Origin of the sequence: Roseisolibacter sp. H3M3-2 (assembly GCF_029211165.1) — a bacterium.
Lineage (GTDB): Bacteria > Gemmatimonadota > Gemmatimonadetes > Gemmatimonadales > Gemmatimonadaceae > Roseisolibacter.
In genome coordinates, this window is the sequence record NZ_JARGEK010000010.1 from 1 (window position 1) to 19,017 (window position 19,017).

The 19,017-nt window shown below is 75.5% G+C and carries 18 protein-coding genes and 1 pseudogene; 5 read left to right on the forward strand and 14 right to left on the reverse strand.

Features of this window, described 5'->3' with window-relative positions; genetic code table 11:
- From PYV61_RS01955 to PYV61_RS01975, 5 genes and pseudogenes are all read right to left on the reverse strand, one after another.
- A pseudogene (locus PYV61_RS01955) lies at positions 1–277 on the reverse strand (hypothetical protein); the annotation flags it as partial.
- Complete coding sequence (locus PYV61_RS01960) at positions 274–1,065, reverse strand: CoA-transferase (RefSeq protein ID WP_275827752.1); 792 nt, start codon at positions 1,063–1,065, stop codon at positions 274–276. The gene PYV61_RS01960 and the pseudogene PYV61_RS01955, both read right to left, overlap by 4 nt.
- Positions 1,058–1,906, reverse strand: coding sequence for a CoA-transferase (locus PYV61_RS01965; RefSeq protein WP_275827754.1), 849 nt, complete (start codon positions 1,904–1,906; stop codon positions 1,058–1,060). The genes PYV61_RS01960 and PYV61_RS01965 overlap by 8 nt, the downstream gene beginning before the upstream one ends.
- Positions 1,906–2,565, reverse strand: coding sequence for a hypothetical protein (locus PYV61_RS01970; RefSeq protein WP_275827756.1), 660 nt, complete (start codon positions 2,563–2,565; stop codon positions 1,906–1,908). The genes PYV61_RS01965 and PYV61_RS01970 overlap by 1 nt, the downstream gene beginning before the upstream one ends.
- Positions 2,562–3,575 (reverse strand): VOC family protein, encoded by a 1,014-nt coding sequence (locus PYV61_RS01975; RefSeq protein ID WP_275827758.1) that lies wholly within the window; start codon positions 3,573–3,575, stop codon positions 2,562–2,564. The genes PYV61_RS01970 and PYV61_RS01975 overlap by 4 nt, the downstream gene beginning before the upstream one ends.
- A 116-nt stretch (positions 3,576–3,691) precedes the next feature.
- On the opposite strand from PYV61_RS01975, the gene PYV61_RS01980 reads away from it, so the two are divergent.
- The 3 genes from PYV61_RS01980 (at position 3,692) to PYV61_RS01990 (ending at position 8,404) form a co-directional block, all read left to right on the forward strand.
- Positions 3,692–4,978: an aminotransferase class I/II-fold pyridoxal phosphate-dependent enzyme gene (locus tag PYV61_RS01980; RefSeq protein ID WP_275827760.1), complete on the forward strand. Its 1,287-nt coding sequence runs from the start codon at positions 3,692–3,694 to the stop codon at positions 4,976–4,978.
- A 138-nt stretch (positions 4,979–5,116) separates the two neighbouring features.
- Positions 5,117–5,683 (forward strand): DUF6496 domain-containing protein, encoded by a 567-nt coding sequence (locus PYV61_RS01985; RefSeq protein WP_275827762.1) that lies wholly within the window; start codon positions 5,117–5,119, stop codon positions 5,681–5,683.
- Between the two features lie 207 nt (positions 5,684–5,890).
- A complete protein-coding gene (locus PYV61_RS01990; protein ID WP_275827764.1) occupies positions 5,891–8,404 on the forward strand; it encodes a TonB-dependent receptor in 2,514 nt (837 codons plus the stop codon).
- A gap of 51 nt (positions 8,405–8,455) precedes the next feature.
- On the opposite strand, the gene PYV61_RS01995 is transcribed toward PYV61_RS01990, so the two are convergent.
- Genes PYV61_RS01995 through PYV61_RS02005 form a run of 3 tightly spaced genes read right to left on the reverse strand, consistent with a single transcriptional unit; the run spans position 8,456 to position 10,492 of the window.
- Complete coding sequence (locus PYV61_RS01995) at positions 8,456–9,475, reverse strand: LLM class flavin-dependent oxidoreductase (RefSeq protein ID WP_275827766.1); 1,020 nt, start codon at positions 9,473–9,475, stop codon at positions 8,456–8,458.
- Position 9,476: 1 nt separating this feature from the next.
- Positions 9,477–10,022, reverse strand: coding sequence for a hypothetical protein (locus tag PYV61_RS02000; RefSeq protein ID WP_275827768.1), 546 nt, complete (start codon positions 10,020–10,022; stop codon positions 9,477–9,479).
- A complete protein-coding gene (locus tag PYV61_RS02005) occupies positions 10,019–10,492 on the reverse strand; it encodes a hypothetical protein (RefSeq protein ID WP_275827770.1) in 474 nt (157 codons plus the stop codon). Before PYV61_RS02005 ends, PYV61_RS02000 begins: the two co-directional genes overlap by 4 nt.
- Before the next feature lie 72 nt (positions 10,493–10,564).
- Between PYV61_RS02005 and PYV61_RS02010 the strand changes: the two genes are divergently transcribed.
- Positions 10,565–10,951 (forward strand): PCYCGC motif-containing (lipo)protein, encoded by a 387-nt coding sequence (locus PYV61_RS02010; RefSeq protein WP_275827772.1) that lies wholly within the window; start codon positions 10,565–10,567, stop codon positions 10,949–10,951.
- Positions 10,952–10,960: 9 nt separating this feature from the next.
- The gene (locus PYV61_RS02015) at positions 10,961–11,854 is read left to right on the forward strand and encodes a DUF2911 domain-containing protein (RefSeq protein ID WP_275827774.1); all 894 of its coding nucleotides are present in this window, start codon (positions 10,961–10,963) and stop codon (positions 11,852–11,854) included.
- Between the two features lie 140 nt (positions 11,855–11,994).
- On the opposite strand, the gene PYV61_RS02020 is transcribed toward PYV61_RS02015, so the two are convergent.
- From PYV61_RS02020 to PYV61_RS02045, 6 genes are all read right to left on the reverse strand, one after another.
- On the reverse strand, positions 11,995–13,338 hold the full coding sequence (locus tag PYV61_RS02020) for an amidase (protein ID WP_345785197.1): 1,344 nt from the start codon (positions 13,336–13,338) through the stop codon (positions 11,995–11,997).
- Between the two features lie 151 nt (positions 13,339–13,489).
- Positions 13,490–15,034, reverse strand: a complete 1,545-nt coding sequence (locus tag PYV61_RS02025; protein WP_275827778.1) for an amidase family protein — start codon at positions 15,032–15,034, stop codon at positions 13,490–13,492.
- Positions 15,031–16,395, reverse strand: coding sequence for a Zn-dependent hydrolase (locus PYV61_RS02030; RefSeq protein ID WP_275827780.1), 1,365 nt, complete (start codon positions 16,393–16,395; stop codon positions 15,031–15,033). Before PYV61_RS02030 ends, PYV61_RS02025 begins: the two co-directional genes overlap by 4 nt.
- The gene (locus PYV61_RS02035; protein ID WP_275827782.1) at positions 16,392–17,447 is read right to left on the reverse strand and encodes a DUF1028 domain-containing protein; all 1,056 of its coding nucleotides are present in this window, start codon (positions 17,445–17,447) and stop codon (positions 16,392–16,394) included. Before PYV61_RS02035 ends, PYV61_RS02030 begins: the two co-directional genes overlap by 4 nt.
- Positions 17,448–17,737: 290 nt before the next feature.
- Complete coding sequence (locus PYV61_RS02040) at positions 17,738–18,577, reverse strand: ion transporter (RefSeq protein ID WP_275827785.1); 840 nt, start codon at positions 18,575–18,577, stop codon at positions 17,738–17,740.
- Between the two features lie 12 nt (positions 18,578–18,589).
- Entirely contained in the window at positions 18,590–18,961 is a 372-nt protein-coding gene (locus PYV61_RS02045; protein ID WP_275827787.1) for a hypothetical protein, read from the reverse strand.
- Between the last annotated feature and the right edge of the window lie 56 nt (positions 18,962–19,017).

The following is a 19,017-nucleotide window of genomic DNA, read 5'->3' on the forward strand; positions in this document are numbered from 1 at the left end:
CGACCGCGTCGGCCACGTCGGCGGGGACGTGCATCACCGCGCGGCGGTCGCGGCCGGCCAGACGCGCGCCCAGCAGCGCCTCCACGCGCGCGACCAGCGCGTCGCGTCCCGCGCTGGCGACCAGCAGCACGCGCCGCGCGCCGAGCGCGTCGACCATCTCGGGGAGCGCGTCGACCGCGCCGGCGCCGAACCGCACCTGCGCGGGGAGCGGCGCCATCGCGAACCCGCGCGCCGACAGCGCGTCGCGCAGCGCGACCGCCGGGGCGGCCGACGTCACGCGCCCATCGCCGCCACGCCGTGCGCCGCCGCCGTGCGCGCGTGCAGGTCGCGCAGCACCGCCAGCTCGTGCGCCGTCGGCGGCGGGAGGAAGGCGAGATCCGTCGCGACGCGCAGCGGCCAGCCGGTCGCGCGCACGACCGCGTCCGGGTCCACGCCGTCGTGCACGCCCGTCAGCGTCAGCTCGCACGTCGCCGGGTCCGGCCGCAGCACGCCCAGGTCGGTGATCACGGCGCTCGGGCCGCGGCCGGTGAGCCCGAGGCGCGCGCGGGCGCCGGGCCCGTCGCCGTGCCCCACCGTCGTCACGAAGTCGAGCCGCTCCACCAGCACGCGCGGCGAGTGGCGCACCACGACGATCGTCTCGCGCGCCGCGGCCGCGATCTCGGGGGCGCCGCCGGCGCCCGGCAGCCGCGTCGTCGGACGGTCGTAGTCGCCGATCACCGTCGAGTTGAGGTTCGCGAAGCGGTCCACCTGCGCCGCGCCGAGGAAGCCGACGTCGATCCGCCCGCCCTGCAGCCAGTAGGCGAACATCTCGGGGACGCCGACCACCGCCGTCGCGCGCTCCGCCAGCTCGCCGTCGCCGATCGAGAGCGGGAGCACGTCCGGCCGCGCACCGATGACGCCCGACTCGTAGACCAGCACCGCGCCCGGCGCGTGCGTGCGGCGCGCGAGGTTGGCCGTCGCGCTCGGGAGCCCGATCCCGACGAAGCACACCGCGCCGTCGCGGATCGCGCGCGCGGCGGCGACCGTCAGCACCTCGGTCGGCGTGGGGTGGGAGAACTCAGACACCGGCGGCCTCCGGGCGCAGCACGTGCGCGTCCATCCAGGTCCGGAACCGCTCGCGGTCGCGCGCGATCGCGTCCCACGCCGCGTAGAAGGCGTTGTCGCGCGTCGTGTAGCCGGCGGCGTACGACGGGTGCGCGCCGCCGGGGACCTCGCTGATCGCGTGCACCACGAACGACGGCAGGATCGCGACCGCGTCGCGCGCCCCCGGCCCGCGCACGCCGGGCGCGTCGAAGTCGTCCACGACCTCCTCGACGGTGACCAGCGCCGCGCGTCGCGCCGCGAGCACCGCTTCCTTCTGCACGCCGACGATCCCCCACAGCCGCACGTTGCCGGCGCGGTCGGCCTGCTGGGCGTGGATCACGGTCACGTCGGGACGGAGCGCCGGCACCGCGGCCAGGGACTCGCCGGTGAACGGGCACGTCACCCGGCGCACCGTCGGGTTGTGGGTCGGCAGGTCGGTGCCCGCGTAGCCGCGCAGCACCGCGAACGGCAGCCCCGACGCGCCGGCCGCCCACGCCGCCGCCATCGCGGCGTGCGAGTGCTCCTCGAGCTCGAGCGGGCGCGGCCACCCGTGCTCCACCGCGTCGCGCAGCCGGTGCAGCGAGCCGACTCCGGGGTTGCCGCCCCACGAGAAGACCAGCCGCCGCGCGCACCCGGCGCCGATCAGCTGGTCGTACACGAGGTCGGGCGTCATGCGCACGAGCGTGAGGTCGCGCCGCCCCTGCCGCGCGATCTCGTGACCCGCCGCGTGCGGGATGAGGTGCGTGAACCCCTCCAGCGCCACGACGTCGCCGTCGCGCACGTGCGCGGCGACGGCGTCGCGGAGCGGGAGGAAGGCGGGCATCACGCGGCCGTCAGCGACCGCAGGATCCCCTGCACCGCCGCGATCTCGTCCTCGTTCACGAGGTGCCCCATGCCGGGGTACAGCCGCGCGTCCACGTCGCCGCCGAGGCGCGCCAGCACCTCCGCCGTGTGGCGCACCCGCTCGGCGGGGATGTGCCCGTCGACGTCGCTGCAGCCGAGGAACACGGGCGTGCCGTCGAGCGCGCCAGCGTAGTCGCGCGGCGTGCCGTCGGGGCCGATCAGCCCCCCGCTCAGCCCCGCCAGCCCGCCCCAGCGCCGCGCGTGGCGCGCCACGTACTCGCTCGCCAGACACGCGCCCTGCGAGAAGCCGAGCAGCACCGTGCGCTCGGCGGGGATCCCGGCGGCGGCCGCCCGCTCGACGGCGCGCGTGATCGCGGCCATCCCGGAGGTGATCCCCGGCTCGTTGAGCGGGATCGGCGACATGAAGCCGTATGGATACCAGGTGCCGCCCGCGGCCTGCGGCGCCAGGTAGGCCACGCCGGCGACGTCGATCGCGTCGGCGAGCGTGAGGATGCCCTCGGCGCTCGCGCCGCGGCCGTGGATCGCGATCACGGCGGCGCGCGCGCCCTCGAGCGGCGCGCCGGCGGTGCGCAGCGCCTCGCGCCCGTGCGGGTCGCCGGCGGTGGTGAGGATGCTCATCGGGTCTCCTGTGCGTCGTACGAGGTCGCGCCCGTCGCGGTCGCGACGATCACCGGCTGGCCGTCGGGGTCCGCGGCGGCGACCGCATCGAAGCGTGCGCCGTCGGGGCCGAACGCGGCCGGCGCCGACGTCGGCAGCCCGGCGGCGCGCAGCGCGTCCGCCAGCGGCGCCAGCGTGTCGGGCGCCGCCGCCACCGCGTAGTGCGCCACCTGCCCCGCCCCCATCCGCACGCGCGGCTCGCGCGCCGGATCGCGGTCGAAGTACGTGACGAGCGTCCCCGGCGCGCCCCCGCCGACCCCCCAGTACCAGTGGAACGACGTAGGGTCGTCGAAGTTGCTCGTCCGCTTCACGCGGCGCATCCCCAGCCGGCCGGCCACGAAGGCGTGCGTGCGCTCGATGTCGGCGCCGATCGCCGTCACGTGGTGCAGCCCGCGGATGCGCAGCGCGTCGGTGATCTCGGGGACGGCGTCGGGCCAGCGCTCGGCCTCGATGCGCGCGCGGTCGCGGTTCCCCACCACCATGTCGTCGGGCGGCGCGCGGTGCTCGGCGCCGATCGCGTCGGGGGGCTCGTCGACCGTCCAGCCGGGGCCCAGCGTCGCCAGCTCGACGATCGTGCCGTCGGGGTCCTTCACGTAGATCGACTGGAAGTAGTGGCGGTCGAGGATCCCCGTCACCGGCACGCCGGCGTCGAGGAAGCGCCGCTTCCACTGCAGGAGCGCGTCGCGGTCGGTCACCGCCAGCGCGAGGTGGTGCGTGCCGCCCACGCCCGGGTGCCCGGCGGGCGCGTCGCGGCGCTCGACGACGGCGAGCAGGCTCCCCGCGCGTCCGCCGCCGTCGCCGAACCAGCGCGCGTCGGCCTCGGCGAGCGCGCCGGGGCGTTCGGGGTCGGCCAGCGGCGCCGGCGCGACGCCGAGGTCGCGCAGCCCGACCAGGCGGCCGTAGAAGTCGGCGGTGCGCGCGAGGTCGCGGCTCACGAGCGCGACGTGGTGCAGTCCCAGCAGGCCGGACACCGGTGCTCCTCCGTGGAAGGTGCGCGAAATATATCTCACCACTGAGAGATCGCAAGGTCCGCCGCCGGGGTTAGCTTGGCCGGGGACGCCCGCGCCTCACCTCCGCCCCGACCGCGATGACCACGCTCGTGTCGACCGACGGCCGCCGCCTCTCCGCCACCGCCGACGCGCTCATCGGCTCGGAGATCCTGAAGATCGCGGGCGAGATCCGCGCCCTCGTGGCCGGCGGCCGCACCGTCTGCAACCTCACCGTCGGCGACTTCAACCCGGCGGAGTTCGCGATCCCGCCGCGGCTGGCCGCCGAGACCGAGGCCGCGCTGCGGGCGGGCGAGACGAACTACCCGCCGTCGGCGGGGATGCCGGCGCTGCGCGAGATCGTGGCGGCGTTCTACCGCGAGTGGCTGGGGCTCGACTACGGCGTCGACTCGGTGCTCGTGACGGGCGGCGCGCGCCCGGCGATCTACGGCGTGTACCGCGCCCTCGTGGACCCGGGCGACCGCGTGGTGTACCCAGTGCCGTCGTGGAACAACAACCACTACGCGCACCTCTCGGGCGCCGTCGGCGTGCCGGTGGTGTGCGACGCCGCGCATGCCTTCCTGCCGACGCGCGAGGCGCTGGCGCCGGCGCTGCGCGGCGCGCGGCTGCTCGCGCTCAACTCGCCGCTCAACCCGGCCGGCACCGCGTTCGACGCCGGGCAGCTGGCGGGGATCTGCGACCTCGTGCTGGAGGAGAACGCGCGCCGCGCCGGCACCGGCGAGCGCCCGCTCTACCTGATGTACGACCAGGTGTACTGGATGCTCACGTTCAACGACGTGGAGCACGTGACGCCGGTGCGGCTGCGCCCCGAGCTGGCCGAGCACACGATCTTCGTCGACGGCATCTCCAAGGCGTTCGCGGCGACGGGGCTGCGCGTGGGCTGGGCGGTCGGCCCGCGCGACGTCATCGGCCGGATGAGCGACCTGCTGGGGCACGTGGGCGCGTGGGCGCCGCGCGCCGAGCAGGTGGCGTCGGCGCGGCTGCTGGCGGCGGCCGGCGAGGTGCGCGCGTACCAGGCGCAGATCACGCGCGGCGCGCAGGCGCGGCTCGACGCGCTGTACGCCGGGATGCGCGCGCTGCGCGACGCCGGGCACCCGGTCGAAGCGATCCCGCCGATGGGCGCGATCTACCTCAGCGTGCGCTACGCGCTGGCCGGGCGCCGCACGCCGGGGGGCGAGACGCTGCGCACCAACGAGGACGTGCGCCGCTACCTGCTCGAGGCGGCGGGGCTGGCGGTGGTGCCGTTCCAGGCGTTCGGGCTCGCCGAGGACACGGGGTGGTTCCGCCTCTCGGTCGGCGCCGTGTCGCCCGCCGAGATCGACGCGATGCTGCCGCGGCTGCGGGCGGCGCTCGACGCGCTCGCGTAGCCGCGCGGCGCACGGATTAGAGCCTTTCCGGCACGAATGGCGGGGGCCCGCGTCGCGCGGGCCCCCGCCTTGCGTCTGCGCGCGAACGCGAGGCGCCGGGCGGAGCCGGCGCACGCGTCACCGGACGCGGGAGGAGCGATGGCGACGAAGCGAGCGTCGGGCGGTCGGCGGTACGGGCAGGCCGCGGGGAAGAAGGTCGCGAGCGCGATGCGCCGCCGGAAGAGCGGGACGCTGAAGCGCGGGCGGAGCGGCCGCGGCGGGCGCGTGACGAGCCGCGAGCAGGCGATCGCGATCGGCCTGTCGGAGGCGCGCGAGGAGGGCGCGAAGGTGCCGCGCAAGCGGGCCGCTTCGAAGCGTGGCGGCGCGAAGAAGTCCTCGGCGCGCACGTCGACGGCGAAGAAGTCGGCGGCGAAGAAGGCGACGGGCCGCAAGTCGACCGCGAGGAAGTCGACGGCGAAGAAGTCGACGGCCAGGAAGTCGACGGCGAAGCGCGGCGCGGCGAAGAAGTCCACCGCCCGCAAGTCGGGCGCGCGGAAGTCTTCCGCGAAGAAGGCGACGGCGCGCAAGTCGACGGCGCGCAAGTCGACGGCGCGCAAGTCCACCGCGAGGAAGTCGACCGCGAAGCGCGGCACGACCAGGCGCGGCACGACCAAGCGCACGACCGCGCGGAAGTCGTCGGCCCGCAAGACGGCCGCCCGCCGGTAGCCCCCCGACGGCGCGACGCCCCGGCGACCCCGAGTCGCCGGGGCGTCGCGCGTTTGTTCTCCTTTCGTCATGGAGGGGATCGGGCTGAATCCCGGATGTACACATTTCGTAAGGGGGCGGGCCCCACGGGCATCCCGGCGTGCCGGACCGGCTGTCGTAGCCGCATCCGCACGCCCGCCGTGCTCCACCCGCGACGTTCCCGACCCCATGCGCCCCCTCGGCCGCCTTTCCGCCCTCGTCCTGCTCGCCCCCGCCGCGCTCGCCGCGCAGCAGGCCGCCCCCCCGCGGGGCGCCGCGCCCGGCGGCCCGGGCGGCCCGGGCGCCCGCGCCCAGGTCCCGGCGGGGCCCGGCCAGATCGCCGGCGTCGCCGTCGGCGCCGCCTCCGGCCAGCCCCTCCCCTCGGCCGCCGTCACCATCCGGTCGATGGCCGACTCCGCGCTCGTCGGCGGCGCCCTCGCCCGCCCCGACGGCTCCTTCCGCATCGAGGGGCTGCGCCCGGGGCGCTACACCGTCCGCGTCCGCGCCCTCGGCCACGCCCCGCTGCTGAAGACGGCCGTCGTCGTCACCCCCGACGCCCCGCGCGTCGACCTCGGGCGGATCGCGCTCGACCCGGTCGCCGCGACCCTGTCGGCCGTGCAGGTCGAGGCGTCGCGCGACGAGGCGTCGCTGGCGCCCGACCGCAACGCCTACTCGGTGAAGGACATGCCGGCGACGTCGGGCGGCACCGCGGTCGACGTGCTGCGCAACGTGCCGGCCGTCGAGGTCGACGGCGACAACAAGGTCAGCCTGCGCGGCAACAGCTCGGTCGTCGTCCAGATCAACGGCCGCGTCTCGCCGATGCGCGGCGAGCAGCTCGGCAACTTCCTCGCGCAGCTCCCGGCGAACATCGTCTCGAAGGTCGAGGTGGTCTCCAACCCCTCGGCCAAGAACGACCCCGAGGGGATGGCCGGCATCATCAACATCGTCCTGAAGCAGGAGGCCGACCTCGGGACGAGCGGCGCCTTCTCGTTCGGCGGCGGCAGCACGCGCCAGATGAACGCCAACGGGAACCTCGGCCACCAGCAGGGGAAGTGGACGCTGTTCTCGAGCTACGGCTTCATGCGCGACCGCCGCACCGTCGAGGGCTACTCGACGCGCTCGGTGCTGTCGCCGTCGTTCCCCGGCTCGCTCGACGCCGAGATCGACGGCGTGATGCGCCCGGCCTCGCACAGCGCGACGCTCACCGCCGAGTACAAGGCGGACAAGGTGAACACGCTGAGCAGCAACCTCGTGTTCAACACGCGGGCGATGGACCGCCTCAACGGGAGCTTCTACCGCGACGTCGACGGCGCGGGCGCGGTGACCGGGCGCAGCAACCAGTGGACGAACCAGGACCAGGGCGGGATGATGCTCGACTACGCGGCCACCTGGCGCCGCACGGTCAAGCCGAACGCCAACCAGCTCGTGGTCGAGGGGCGCGTCAACCACCAGCGCGACGAGAACGACGTGCTGCTCACGCGCGAGGCGCTGAGCGGCCTCGGCGCCGCGACGGGCGCCCCCACGGGGCTCGAGACCAACCTGACCGACGAGCGCGGCACCAACGCCTTCGCGCAGCTCGACTGGACGCGCGAGCTCCGCAAGGGGACCAAGCTGGAGACGGGGTACAAGGGGACGTTCCGCCGCCAGACGAGCGACTTCGACGTCGCCACGGGCACCCGGGGCGGCGCGCTCGAGCCGCACCTCGGCCGCAGCAACGCCTTCACCTACGACGAGCAGGTCAACGCCGCCTACGCGCTGCTGAGCCAGAACGCCGGCAAGTTCGACCTGCAGGGCGGGCTGCGCCTCGAGACGGCCGACACGCGCTTCGACCTGCGCACCACCAACCAGGCGTACGACAACGACTACAAGAGCGCCTTCCCGAGCGCGATCGTGTCGTACAACGTCGACCCGAACCGCCAGGTCAAGGCGAGCTACTCGAAGCGCATCCAGCGCCCGTTCGTGCAGCAGCTCAACCCGTTCGGCTTCCGCGAGGACGCGCTGAACGTGTTCGAGGGCAACCCGCGCCTGCAGCCCGAGTACACGCACTCCTACGAGCTGGGCTACCAGCAGTCGCTGCCGAGGAACCTCGGCTCGCTGCAGATCACCCCGTTCTTCCGCCACACGGTGAACGCGGTGCGCCAGATCGGGACGGTCGACGACGCGGGGGTGCTGCGCGTCTCCTTCCAGAACGCGGCCACCAGCGACTCGTACGGCACCGACGCCAACCTGACCTTCCGCGCCGGCAAGATCAGCGGCTTCGGCGGCGCCAGCGTGTTCGAGAACCGCACCGACGCGGCGAACCTGGCCAACGCGCAGTCGGTGACGGCGTTCGGCTGGGCGACGCGCGCCAACGTGACGTGGAAGGTGCTGCCGACGACCGACCTGCAGGCGTTCGGCAGCTACCGCGCGGCGATGCGCACGGAGCAAGGGCGCATGTCGCGATTCCTGATGACCAACCTCGCGGTGCGCCACAAGCTGCGCGGCGACAAGGCGACGGCCACGCTCCGCGTGATGGACCCGTTCGGGACGATGGGGTGGACGATGCGCGCCAGCGACGGCCGCGTGATCCAGCTGATGGACCGCCGCTTCGGCGCCCGCGGCGCGTTCCTCTCGTTCAACTGGAACTTCGGCACCGCCCCGCGCATCCGGCCGCGCCCGCAGGAGGAGTCGGTCCCGCAGACGGGGCAGCCGGGGATGCCCTGAGCTTCCGAACCGCGTCCTGCGACCTGCGCCCTGCGACCTGCGACCTGCGACCTAACGGCTACTGCTGGGTCGCAGGTCGCAGGTGGACGTGATCTCGTACGACCGCAGCCGCGCGTCGTGGTCGAAGATCTGCGCGGCCACCATGAGCTCGTCCGCGCCGTGGCGCTCCGCGAAGTCGGCGAGCCCGCGGCGCACGGCGTCCGGGCCGCCCACGACGGTCGCCGACAGCACCTGCGACAGCGCGAAGCGTTCCGCCGGGTGCAGCGACGCCTCGTAGCCCGCGACCGGCGGCGGGAGCAGCCCCGGGCGCCCGCGGCGCAGGTTGACGAACGCCTGCTGCAGCGACGTGAGGAGCACCGCGGCCTCGTCGTCGGCGTCGGCGGCGATCACGTTGACGCCGAGCATCAGGTACGGCACCTCGAGCGCGCCCGGGCGTCCCGACGCGACGAACCGCGCGCGGTAGAGGTCGGCCGCCTGCTCCAGCATCGCCGGCGCGAAGTGCGACGCGAAGGCGAACGGGAGCCCCAGCGCCGCCGCCAGCGACGCGCCGAACAGGCTGGAGCCGAGGATCCAGACGGGGACGTCGAGCCCCGCGCCGGGGACCGCGCGCACCGGCTGGTCGGGCGCCGGCGGCGCGAAGTACGCCATCAGCTCCAGCACGTCGTCGGGGAACGCGTCGGCCGCCGTCGGGTCGCGGCGCAGCGCCCGCGCGGTGATCGGGTCGCCCCCCGGCGCGCGCCCGAGCCCGAGGTCGATGCGCCCCGGGTACAGCGACGCCAGCGTCCCGAACTGCTCCGCGATCACCAGCGGCGGGTGGTTGGGGAGCATGATCCCGCCGGCGCCGACGCGGATGGTCGACGTGCCCGCCGCGACGTGCGCGATCACCACCGCGGTCGCCGCGCTCGCGACGCCCGGGATGTTGTGGTGCTCGGCGAGCCAGAAGCGGCGGTACCCCCACCGCTCGGCGTGCCGCGCCAGGTCCAGCGAGCGCCGGAACGCGAGCGCGGCGTCGCCCCCCTCCGGGATCGGCGCGAGGTCGAGGACCGAGAGGGGGACGCGCGCGGCCGCCACCTCAGCGGATCTGGACGTACCGCTCCAGCCGCGCGACCTCGGCGGAGTCGACGTACTTGCCGATCTCGCGGCGGAAGCGCGCCATGTCGCGGTACGGGCGGTACTCCTCGAACTCGTGGCGCATCTTCGGGCCGACGCCCGGGATGAGCACGATCTCCTCCGCCGTCGCCGCGTTGAGGTCGAGCGGCTTCCACACCTTGGCGTAGAGCGCGCGCCGCGCCGCCGAGTCCACCTGCGCGGTCGCGAGCACGCGGTCGACCGCGCGCATGTCGGCGAACGGGCGCGCGGCCACCATCGCGTCGGCCGCCGCGGCGGGGACGCCGGCGGCGACCAGCGCGTCGCGGCGGGCGGCGTTCGGGTCGAGCATCGCGCCCGACGCCGGGGCGGCCGCGGCGGCCGCGGAGGCCGCGGCGCTGTCGCCCGACGGGACGACGGTGGCGGTGTTGGTGGTGTCGACGCGGAGGGTGTCGGCCATCTCGCCGGTCTTCCCCTCCCCGCAGGCGGCGAGGGCGGCGATCGGCAGGGCGAGGGCGAGGCGACGGATCATCGGGTGGCTCCGGGTGGGGCGGTCGGGGAACGCAGCACGGGGTGGCGCCATGCGAACAACAGGCCGACGACGCCGAGCTGCGCCAGGGCGCCGGGCGCGAGCGCGGGCGTGGCGCCGCGCGCGGCGGTCCAGAAGAGCGCGAGCCCGCCGAGCGTCGGGTCGCTCTCCCGCTCGAACTCGGCGTTGCCGAGGTAGTGGAGGAGGACGCCGACGCCGCCGGCGACGACGCACAGCCACATCAGCGCCCGGAACGCCCGCAGCGCCCCGGACGATGGGCGCCGCCAGCACACGAGCGACAGCGGCACCGTCGCCCCGAGCAGGACCAGCGGCACCCACTGCCACCCCGGCTCCCAGTGCTCCAGCAGCAGCAGCTCGGCGGCCAGCCCCGCCGCGCCGACCAGCACGACCAGCAGCAGGAAGGGGCGCAGCAGGCCGTCGTCGGTGGCGGCGGTGGCGGTGGGGTCGGCCATGAACGTGAGCTCGGGGTGCGGGTGGAGAATAGCGGCGTGCGCGGCCGGCCGGGCGGTGGTACCTTCGCGCCCATGCCGACCCGTCGCGACTTCGTGACCCGGTGCCTGGGCGCGGTGTGGCTCGCCGCCCCGCGCCAGCCCGCGCCGCCCCATCCCACCCCGCGCCCGGGCGTGACCGGGGCGCGCGTCCTCACCCGCGCCCAGCTGGGGGAGACGCCGGCACTGGCCCCGTTATTCGACCAGGTGCGCGCGGTCCCGCAGGTCGTCGACGGGATCCGCTGCAACTGCGGGTGCGCCGAGCTGCCGGGCTACTACTCGCTCCTCTCCTGCTTCGAGGGGGACGCGATGGTGCGGCACTGCGCCGTCTGCCAGGGGCAGGCGCGCCTCGCCGTCCGGCTGCACCGCGAGGGGAAGACGCTCGACCAGATCCGCGACGCCGTCGACGCCCGGTTCGGCTGAGGAGCCGAGATGCCCATGCGCCACCTCGCGCTCGCCGCGGCGGCCGCCGCCTGCTGTGTCCCCGCCACCGCCGCCCGCGCGCAGATCCGCGCCAGCGAGCGCGCCGCCGTCTCGCAGACGGTCGACGGCACGACCTTCACCGTCGACTACGCGCGCCCCCGGGTGCGCGGCCGCGACCCGCTCTTCGGCTCCCGCGCCGTGCACTGGGGCGAGACGTGGACCCCCGGCGCCAACTGGGCGACGACGCTCGAGCTGAGCCGCGCCGCGACGGTCGGCGGGCGGAAGGTGGCCAAGGGGAAGTACTCGGTGTGGATGGTCCCGCGCGCGTCGGGCAACTGGACGCTCGTGCTCGACCCCAAGCCGGACATCTTCCACATGTCGCCCCCCGACTCGAGCGCGGCGCAGGTCCGCCTCGCGGTGCGCGCCGAGCCCGCCCCGTTCACGGAGGTGCTGACCTTCGAGTTCCCCGAGGTCACGACGGGCGGCACCACCCTCGCCTTCCGCTGGGCGCGCACGCGCGTGGCGGTGCCGCTGCAGGTGGAGCCGTCGCTGGCCGTCGAGCTCCCGGAGGCCGAGGCCGCGCCGTACGTCGGGCGCTGGACGTACGTGAAGCGCGACACGCCGGACGAGAAGCCGGTGACGATCGAGTTCCGCACGCTGTACGAGGGCGGCACGCTGAAGGCGGAGTGGCTCCCCGCCGACCCGTACATGCAGCGGTTCGCGCTCGTGCGCGTGCGCCCCGACCTCTTCTTCCCCGGGCTCTACGACAAGGACGGGAAGATCTACGAGGTGATGCGCCCCGACATGGCGTTCACCTTCACGCGCGTCGGCGGCCGCCCCGACTCGCTGGAGGTGCGGTACTCGGACGACTTCCTGGCGGGGACGGCGCGGCGGAAGCCCTGACGGCGCTCGATCGCTCGTCGACAGCAGGGGAATCGGATTGGACGGATCTCACGGATCGTTCGGATCGCTCCTCGAAACCCGGAGCGCCCATCCGCCGAATCCGGTCTGATCGGACCTGATCCGATTCCCTGCGGCTGACCTTACGGCCGTCCCCGCACCACGTCCTCGATCGCCAGCCCGACCGCCAGGACGCGATCGTCGGCGTCCTGCGGGCCAGCGACCATGAGGCCGACGGGCGCGGCGCCCGGCTCGTGGCACGGGAGGGAGAGCGCGCAGCCGTCGAACAGGTTCACGATCGCCGTGTTGCGCAGCATCCGCGTGTTGTAGCGGAAGTACGTCGCGTCGTCGCGCCCCGCCTCGGCGATCGTCGGCGCGCTGTCGGGCGTGGTGGGCATGAGCAGCGCGTCGTAGCCGCGCGACGCGTCGGCGATCGTCCGCACGAAGCGGCGGCGGAGCCGGAGCAGGTCGATGTAGTCCGCGGCGCTCAGCGCCTCGCCGGGACGGATGCGCGACAGCACGCGCGGGTCGTACTGGGCCGCGCCGTCCGCCAGCCAGCGCCGGTGGATCGCGAACGCCTCGGCGCTCGCCAGCGCGCCGCGCGGGCTGACGGCCGCGGCGTCGGCGATCTCGCGCATCGGCACCTCGACGACGACGGCGCCCGCGGCCGAGAGGCGCGCCAGCGCCGCGGCGAAGGCACGCGCGACGTCGGGCGCCAGCTCGTCGTGGAACACGGTCGTCGGCACGGCGAGGCGCAGGCCGCGCACGCGGGCCGGCGCGGGCGCCCCGGCGTCTCCCGACAGCACGCGGTCGAGCGTCACGCAGTCGGCGACGGTGCGGGCGATCGGGCCGGCGGAGTCCAGCGTGTACGACAGCGGCAGCATCCCGTCGAGCGGCACGCGGTGCGCGGTGGGCTTGAAGCCCACGAGCCCGTTCAGCGCGGCGGGGATGCGCACCGAGCCGCCGGTGTCGGTGCCGATCGCGCCGGCCGCCATCCCGTCGGCCACCGAGACCGCCGCGCCCGACGACGAGCCGCCCGGGACGCGGCCGGCGGCGCGGTCGAAGGCGTTGCGCGGCGTCCCGTAGTGCGGGTTGATGCCGAGCCCCGAGTACGCGAACTCGGTGAGGTTCGTGCGGCCGACGATCACCGCGCCCGCCTGCCGCAGCCGCTCGACGACCGCCGAGTCGCGGGCCGCCGCCGGCGCCCGCGAGAGCACCGTCGACGCGCCGCGGGTGACGGCGCCCGCCTCGTCGAACAGGTCCTTGAGCGAGAGCGGGACGCCGGCCAGCGCGTGCAGCCGCTCCCCGGCCCGCCGGCGGGCGTCGACGCGGTCGGCGGCGGCGAGCGCCGCCTGCCGGTGCACCTCCAGGAAGGCGCGCGCGCCCTCCCCCTGCGGGTCGTCGATCGCCGCGAGCGCCCGCTCGACGAGCTGGCGGCTGGTGAGCGTGCCGGCCGCGAGCTGCCGCGAGCAGTCGGCGATGGTCATCGGGGCGATCGACATCGGGGCGGGTTCGCGTGTGGGCGCGGCGAGCGCGGGCGCCGCGCGCACGAGCGCCGATCCGGCGAGCGCGACGGCGCCGGCGCGCGCGGCGTCGCGCAGGAAGTCGCGTCGGTCCTGGTTCATGGGTCGCGCGGCGTCACCGCAGCGGCGGCGTGCTCGCCGGCGCCCGGCGGTGCTTCGTCGCCTGCTCGTAGGCGTACGCCAGCCGGAACAGCGTCGCCTCGTCCCACGCGCGGCCGAAGAAGGTGATCCCCGCCGGCAGCGTGTTGCCGCGCGTGTAGCCCATCGGCACCTGCACCGCCGGCCAGCCGGTGAGCGGGGAGAACACCTGGCTGTTGTCCCCCGCCGGCGTGTTGAGGTCCCCGATCAGCCGCGGCGGGTTGCTCCACGTCGGGTAGACGAACGCGTCGAGCTTCTGCGCGTCCATCACCGCCAGCAGCGCCGTGCGCACGGCGGCGCGCCGCGCCTCGCCGGCCGCGCATCCCGGCTGCCGGGCGATCGGCGCGGTGGCGCGCAGCCCGTTCTCGAGGCGCGCCTGGATCGTCGGGTGCCAGCGCCGCGACTTCACGATCTCGTCGAGGGTGCGCACCGGGGCGCGCGGGCTCGCCGCCGCCAGGAAGCCTTCGAGGTCTTCCTTGAACCGGTTGCACTCCCCGGCGCTCGTGCGCAGCAGCGAGTCCACCGCCGGCATCGGCACGGTGTCCACGACGGTCGCGCCGGCGCGCCGCAGGTCGGCCACCGCGCGCGCGAACACCGCCAGCACCCCGCTGTCCGCGCTCGGCCGCTCGTACGCCGCCCGCAGCACGCCGAGGCGCGCCCCGCGCAGCCCGTCGGCCCGCAGCGACGCCGCGTAGTCGGGGATCGCGCGGTCGCGCGCCACCGTCGTCGCCGTGTCGGCGGGGTCGTAGCCGGCGACCACCTGGAACACCGCCACTGCGTCGGCCACCGTGCGCGCCATCGGCCCCGCGACGTCGGCGCCGAGGTTGAGCGGGACCACGCCGCCGCGGCTGGTGAGCCCCATCGTGCTGCGGATCCCGACCAGCGCCTGGTGCGACGACGGCCCGCGGATCGAGTTGCCGGTGTCGGTCCCCAGCCCCACCGCGCCGAAGCTCGCCGCGACCGCCGCGGCGGTGCCGCCGCTGGAGCCGGCGGTCACGCGGTCGAGCGCGTACGGGTTCCTCGTGTACCCCGGCAGGATCGAGCTCACCGTCTCGAACGGGGTGAACGCGAACTCCGCCATGTTCGACTTGGCGAGGATCACCGCGCCGGCCTCGCGCACCCGCCGCACCTGGAACGCGTCGCGGTCGGGGACGTACTCGGCCAGCGACAGCGAGCCCGCGGTCGTCGCCAGCCCGCGCGTCTCGAAGTTGTCCTTCACGATGACCGGCACGCAGTGCAGCGGCCCCGGGCGCCCGCCCCCGCGCAGGTGCGCGTCGAGCGAGTCGGCCACCTGCAGCGCGTCGGGGGCGACGACGACGATCGCGTTCACCGCCGGCCCCCGCTTGTCGTACGCCTCGATCCGCCGCTGGTAGGCCTCGACCAGCGCGCGGCAGGTGAGCGTGCGCGCGGCCAGCGCGCGCCGCAGCTCGGCGACCGGCGTCTCGACGACCTGCGGCGCCCGCGGCGTCTGCGCGGCCAGCGCCGCCGGCGCGGCCAGCAGCGGGAGGAGGAGACGCCTCACGCGGGGAGCCCCGCGTCGAGCTTCAGCAGCGTGTGCAGCAGCACGTTGGCTCCGTTGGTGATGTCGTCCGGCCGGCTGAACTCCTTCGGCGAGTGGCTGATCCCGCCCACGCTCGGGATGAAGATCATCCCCATCGGCCCGAGCTGCGCGATCGCCTGCGCGTCGTGCCCGGCGCCGCTCGGCAGCACCTTCGACGACAGCCCCAGCCCGCGCGCCGCCTCGGCGATCAGCGCGCGCACGCGCGGGTCGCTCGGCGCCGGGATGTTGGTGTGCAGCGGCTGGTACGCGAACGTCGTCCCCGTCGCCATCGCGATCGCGTCGGCCTCGGTGCGGATGCGGGCGTACAGCGCCTCGATCCTCGCGCCGTCGAGGTCGCGCAGCTCCAGCGTGCACACCACGCGGCCGGGGATCACGTTGGGCGCGCCGGGGAACGCCTGCATCCGCCCCACCGTCCCCACCTGCCGCCCGGGCGTCGTGGTGACCACGCGGTTCACCAGCTCGACGAAGCGCGCCGCCGCCAGCAGCGCGTCCTGGCGCCCCGGCATCGGCGTCGTGCCGGCGTGGTTGGCGAAGCCGGTGACCGTCACCTCCCACTGCCCGATCCCGACGATCCCCTCGACCACGCCGATCGCGACCTGCTCCGCGTCGAGCGTGCCGCCCTGCTCGATGTGCAGCTCGAGGTAGCCGGCGACGTCCCCCTTCCGCCGGCGCACCGCCGCGAGCCGCGCCGGGTCGCCGCCGAGGAAGCGGATGCCGTCGGCGACCGTCTTCCCGCTGCGGCTGACGTTCGCCAGCTCCTTCTCCCCGATCCCGAGCGCGACGGCGGTGCTGCCGTACAACCCGCCCTCCTCGTTCTGCCAGATCGTGACCTCGAGCGGGTGGCGCGTGGACACGCCGCGCTCGGCGAGCGTGCGCGCGACCTCGATGGCGGCGAGCGACCCCACCGGTCCGTCGTAGTTGCCGCCGTCGGGGACCGAGTCGACGTGCGAGCCGAAGAGGATCGGCTTCCGCGACGCCTCGCGCCCCGCGCGCCGCCCGATGATGTTGCCGGCCGCGTCCACGCCCGGCTCCAGCCGCGCGTCGCGCATCAGCTGCGTGACGTAGGCGCGCGCGTCGCGGTCGGCGTCGGAGTACGCGACGCGGTCCACGCCGCCCCGCTCGTTGCGCCCGAACCGCGACAGCTCCTGCAGCTGCCGGTTGAGGCGCGCCCCGTCCACGCGCAGCGCCGCCGTCGGCTGCGCTGACTGCGCCGGCTGCGCGCCGCCGAGGTCGGCCCCTCGCCGGTCGCTCGGGAGCAGCGACGCCGCGGCGGCGCCGAGCAGCGTCGCCGAGAAGGCGCGGCGGTCGATGTCGCCGCTCATCGCCGCACCGCCGTCACGTCGAGCAGCGCGCGCCGCACCTGGTCCGCCTTCCCCGCGCGGTCCAGCGCCGCCCACAGCCGCTCCACCGTCGCGTCGTCGACGAGCCCCGGCGGGGAGCCCAGCGCGGGGGTCGCGAGCCGCTCGGCGGCGCGGAAGGCGTCGACCGCGGCCACCGCCTCGGGAGTGTAGAGCGTCGCCGTCGAGTCGCGGGCGAGCGCCGGCGTGCCGCCCCGGAAGTGCCCGAGCGCGTGCAGCATCACCTTCAGCTGCCAGACGTCGTTGCCGCTCTGCTGCTCCAGCTGGCGGAAGCCGAGCGTCTGCGACACGGCGTCGTAGACGCGGCGCAGCTCGGCCACCGGCTCGGGGTGCTCGCAGACGTTGATGTTGGCGGTGACGCCGTCGGCGCCGCGCGCGCGCCCCGGCCGCGGGTCCGCGACGACGACCGCGGCCGACTGCGCGCGCCCCTTCGGCGCGTCGCCGCCCGCCGCGTCGGCGGCCGCGCTCGCGTCGATCAGCCGGTCGGCGAGGTGGCGCGGCCGCCCCTCGCTCCCCTCGAAGCTGGCCGCCACCGCCTCCAGCACGCCGGGGCCGACGAGCAGGTTCCCCTGCGTGACGAAGTGCCTCCCGGCCCGGTGCCCCGCCCACGCGGTGGTCCCCGTCCCCGTGTGCTGCGCCGCGCGCCCGGCGAGCGCGGTCACGCCGACCTGCCGGCCGGCGGCGCCGCTGTCGCCGGCCAGCGCGCGGCGCAGCGTGTCCTGCGGCTCCTCCCCGCCGGCCAGCGCGTCGTGCAGCGTCGTCCCGTAGTCGGTGCGGGTGTTCGCCTGCGTCGCCACCGCGCCGACGCCCGCGCGCACCCACGGCACCCCGTTCCCGACGCACGGCACGCGCGTCGTCACCGCCACGCCGGTCTCCCCCGTCCGCGGATCGACCGCGGCGATCGAGAAGGTCGCGAACTGCGGGTCGCGGCCGGCGCCCCACGCGGCCGGCTCCTGCGCGGCGAGGGCGGGGGCGCACAGCAGCGCGGCGGCGACTGCGCGGAGGGGGCGGGGCATCGGCGGGGCGGGCGGGAGGGAGCGGGGGGCTCGTTATCCTCGCCCGGTGTAGTGCGGAACGGCAAGAGCGAACCGTACGGCGCAGTTCAGGATGCGGCGCAGTTCCGGGTACGGCGAAGATCGGGGTGAACCGAAAACAGGGGTAGTGCGCAGACCGGGGTACCGCGGACCTACAGCCCCAAGCCGGTAGGTCCGCCGTATCCCGGTGTTCGGTTCACCCCTCTCTTCGGTTCACCCCGCTCTGCGCACTGCCCTGCACTGCGCCGTACCCCGGTCTACGCCCTGGAAGGTCAGAGCGCGTGCCCGCAGCGTCGGCAAAAGCGCGCGTCGACGTCGTGCCCCTCCGCCGCGCAGCTCGGACACGCCTGCCCCGAGACCGGGTGTCCCCGCCCCTGCGTCAGCTCCGCCGTCACGATCCCCGTCGGCACGGCGATGATCCCGTAGCCGAGGATCATCACGAGCGACGCCAGCGTGCGCCCCAGCCCCGTGCGCGGCGAGAGGTCGCCGTAGCCGACGGTGGTGAGCGTCACGACCGCCCAGTACATGCTCGTCGGGATGCTGGTGAAGCCGTGCGCCGGCCCCTCGACGACGAACATCAGCGAGCCGATGACGACGATCAGCGTGCTGACCGTCAGCAGGAACACCGCGATCTTGCGCGAGCTCGCCCGCAGCGCCCGCGTCAGCGTCGCCGCCTCGCTCAGGAAGCGCGACAGCTTGAGCACGCGGAAGACGCGCAGCAGGCGCAGCACGCGCACCACCAGCAGCGCCTGCGCCCCGGGGAAGAAGAGGCTGACGTACGTCGGCAGGATCGCCAGCACGTCGACCACGCCGTAGAAGCTGGTCGCGTAGGCGAGCGGGCGGCGCACGGCGGCCAGCCGCAGCAGGTACTCCGCCGTGAAGACGAGCGTCAGCGTCCACTCGGTGACGCGCAGCGCGCGGTAGGCGCCGGGGGAGAGCCCGGGCACCGTCTCCACGCTCACCACCGCCACGCTGACCAGGACCAGGACGATCAGCGCCAGGTCGAACGCGCGGCCGGCGGGGGTGTCGCTCTCGAAGACGACCTGGTGCAGCCGCGCGCGCGCCGGGGCGGTCGCGGGCGCCTCCTCGGCGCGCGGCGGGTCGTGCGTCACGGCATCAGGGCGTCAGTACAGCCGGGACCAGATCTGCTCGAGGACCGCACGGGGGACGTTGGTGAAGCTCGGGCGCTCCTCGCCCGGCGCCACGACCGCGCGGCGGACGACGCCGTCGGCGCCGCGGTAGTATACGAACCGGCGGTCGCCTTCGGGAACGGTGCGGACGACCGTGTACCCGTTGCGCCCGAAGACGTCGCGCAGCACGACGACACCGTCGTCGGCCCGGTAGAGCTTCTTCGCCTGCCCCGGCGGGAGGCCGCCCTTCTTGGCGAGCCCCGGCGGGACCTTGTTGCCGTTGCCGTTCCCCTTCCCCCGCCCCTGGGCCTCGGCCGTGCCGGCCGCCAGCGCGAGGAGGGCGAACGCGAGGATGGATCTGCGCATGTGGTCACCTCCTCCCGTCCCGGAGTGCAGGATCGGCGCCCACGAGCCCGGCGGTC

Coding starts and splice junctions, on each gene's coding strand:
- PYV61_RS02030 (WP_275827780.1), bottom strand. CDS start 16,395: ATGAGCGGCGACATCGACCGCCGCGCCTTCTCGGCGACGCTGCTCGGC.
- PYV61_RS01990 (WP_275827764.1), top strand. CDS start 5,891: ATGCGCCCCCTCGGCCGCCTTTCCGCCCTCGTCCTGCTCGCCCCCGCC.
- PYV61_RS02005 (WP_275827770.1), bottom strand. CDS start 10,492: ATGGCCGACCCCACCGCCACCGCCGCCACCGACGACGGCCTGCTGCGC.
- PYV61_RS02020 (WP_345785197.1), bottom strand. CDS start 13,338: ATGACCATCGCCGACTGCTCGCGGCAGCTCGCGGCCGGCACGCTCACC.
- PYV61_RS02000 (WP_275827768.1), bottom strand. CDS start 10,022: ATGATCCGTCGCCTCGCCCTCGCCCTGCCGATCGCCGCCCTCGCCGCC.
- PYV61_RS01970 (WP_275827756.1), bottom strand. CDS start 2,565: ATGAGCATCCTCACCACCGCCGGCGACCCGCACGGGCGCGAGGCGCTG.
- PYV61_RS01980 (WP_275827760.1), top strand. CDS start 3,692: ATGACCACGCTCGTGTCGACCGACGGCCGCCGCCTCTCCGCCACCGCC.
- PYV61_RS02015 (WP_275827774.1), top strand. CDS start 10,961: ATGCCCATGCGCCACCTCGCGCTCGCCGCGGCGGCCGCCGCCTGCTGT.
- PYV61_RS01965 (WP_275827754.1), bottom strand. CDS start 1,906: ATGCCCGCCTTCCTCCCGCTCCGCGACGCCGTCGCCGCGCACGTGCGC.
- PYV61_RS02035 (WP_275827782.1), bottom strand. CDS start 17,447: ATGCCCCGCCCCCTCCGCGCAGTCGCCGCCGCGCTGCTGTGCGCCCCC.
- PYV61_RS02045 (WP_275827787.1), bottom strand. CDS start 18,961: ATGCGCAGATCCATCCTCGCGTTCGCCCTCCTCGCGCTGGCGGCCGGC.
- PYV61_RS02010 (WP_275827772.1), top strand. CDS start 10,565: ATGCCGACCCGTCGCGACTTCGTGACCCGGTGCCTGGGCGCGGTGTGG.
- PYV61_RS01985 (WP_275827762.1), top strand. CDS start 5,117: ATGGCGACGAAGCGAGCGTCGGGCGGTCGGCGGTACGGGCAGGCCGCG.